This is a genomic window from Nocardioides sp. (assembly GCF_024509035.1).
Taxonomy (GTDB): domain Bacteria; phylum Actinomycetota; class Actinomycetes; order Propionibacteriales; family Nocardioidaceae; genus Nocardioides.
Genome location: NZ_JANINT010000364.1, coordinates 231 through 1,838 on the forward strand (window position 1 = coordinate 231; position 1,608 = coordinate 1,838).

The 1,608-nt window shown below is 69.9% G+C and carries 2 protein-coding genes; one reads left to right on the forward strand and one right to left on the reverse strand.

Annotated features, from left to right (window positions below; translation table 11 throughout):
• On the reverse strand, positions 1 to 235 hold a 235-nt coding region (locus Q0L15_RS21345), incomplete at its 3' end, for a hypothetical protein (RefSeq protein ID WP_296606767.1).
• 253 nt (positions 236 to 488) lie between these two features.
• Here Q0L15_RS21345 and Q0L15_RS21350 point away from each other — a divergent pair.
• Entirely contained in the window at positions 489 to 1,442 is a 954-nt protein-coding gene (locus Q0L15_RS21350) for a hypothetical protein (protein WP_296606768.1), read from the forward strand.
• Positions 1,443 to 1,608: the final 166 nt, after the last annotated feature.

Below are 1,608 nucleotides of genomic sequence, written 5' to 3' on the forward strand. Positions count from 1 at the left end.
CGTACTCGAACAGCGTGCCCATCGCCGCGTCCAGCGCGTAGACCCACGTGAGGCCCGTGAACACGTTGGGGTCCATCTGCGTCGGCGTGGATGACCAGGCGACGGTGAGCGTCTCGCCCCCCTTCGAGGCTCCGCCGCCGCCCTCCTTCGCGTCGTCCCCACAGGCGGCCAGGGTGCCAGCCAGTAGGAACGATGCGGCGAGGATTCCGACCCGTCGTGTGTGTCTCGAGTCCATCAGCGATCTCCGTCCTGCGCCTCGGCGCATGGGTCAAGCGATATGTCTGACGTTAAGGTAGAGTGGTCCAGGTCACGCTGGCAACAGTTGATGTCACAGTTTGGATAAGAGCGCGTTACAGCGCTCGGTCGACGCCTCGGAACCGCTGCTCCACGCGGGATGCCGTTGACAGGGCGGTCTATACACGGCAGGTTGACCACCGTCGAACGCGATTCATCAGACGATTCCCAAATCGCTCAACCCAGGAGATGGCGTGTACGCAGGGGGACTCGACGGTCTGGACTTCGTGGTCCAGGCGGTGCCCGACGCCGGGCCCGTGGTCGGGCTGTACGCCGACCTCCTCGGTTTCGAGGTGGCCCGCGACCAGGAGCCCGACCCGGCGGCGACGCGCCTGCTCGGCCTGCCCGGAGTCGCGACGCGGTCGGTGCACCTCCGGCGCGGCAGCGGGATCGGCGGAGACGTGGTCGTCGTGGAGATCCCCACGCTCGAGCCCGAGCCGCGACGCGTCCCCGAGCGGCGAGCCGGCGTCTACGCCCTCGACTTCTACCTGCGGGACGCGGCAGCCACGGAGCGGGCGCTCTCCGAGGCCGGGTGGGCGTTCGTCTCCGAAGCCGTTCACTACGACCTTCCCGGCACCGACATCCCGGTGCGCGAGAGGATGCTGGTCCAGCACCACAGCGGCCTGCTGCACGCACTGGTGCAGCATCGGCCGAGGGGGACCCGATCCGTCCTCGGAACCGACGAGGACGGGTGGTCCAGCGAGGTGGTCGCCGTCGTCGTGCTCACCAGCGACCTTCCCGCGGCACGCCGGTTCGCCGCCGAGGTGCTCGGGGGCCACGAGTACTTCGCCGGCACGTTCGCCGGCCCCGCGATCGAGGAGATGCTCGAGTACGACGCCGGCGAAGGGTTGGAGGCCTCGCTCTACCGTGGGCCCGGCTCCCGCAACGCTCGGCTCGAGTTCGCCCGTCCCGTCGACGGCTCCGGTCGGCCGCTGCCGCTGCCTTCCCGCCCGGACCGACGGGTGCAACCGGGGATTGTGGTCCATGACCTCGACGCGCTCTTGAGCCGTCTGGACGACGGTGAGCACGGGAGGGTCGCCGCGGTCGGCGACGTCGACCTGCTCGGGCCGTCTCGACGCGCGGTCCGCTTCGACACCTCCTACGACGTCAGCCTGATGCTGGTCGAGGCCGGAGCCCCTGTGCTGTGACGGCGCTCGCTGACCCGGAGGCCGTCCGCCGTGGGCGGATGCGTGCCGCTTACGGCACGACCGCCCTGGTCTTCTGCGCCATGGCGGCGAACTTCACCCCCACGCCGCTCTACCCGCGCTACCAGGATGCCTGGTCGCTGTCGGCCTCCCAGGTCAGCCTCGCCTT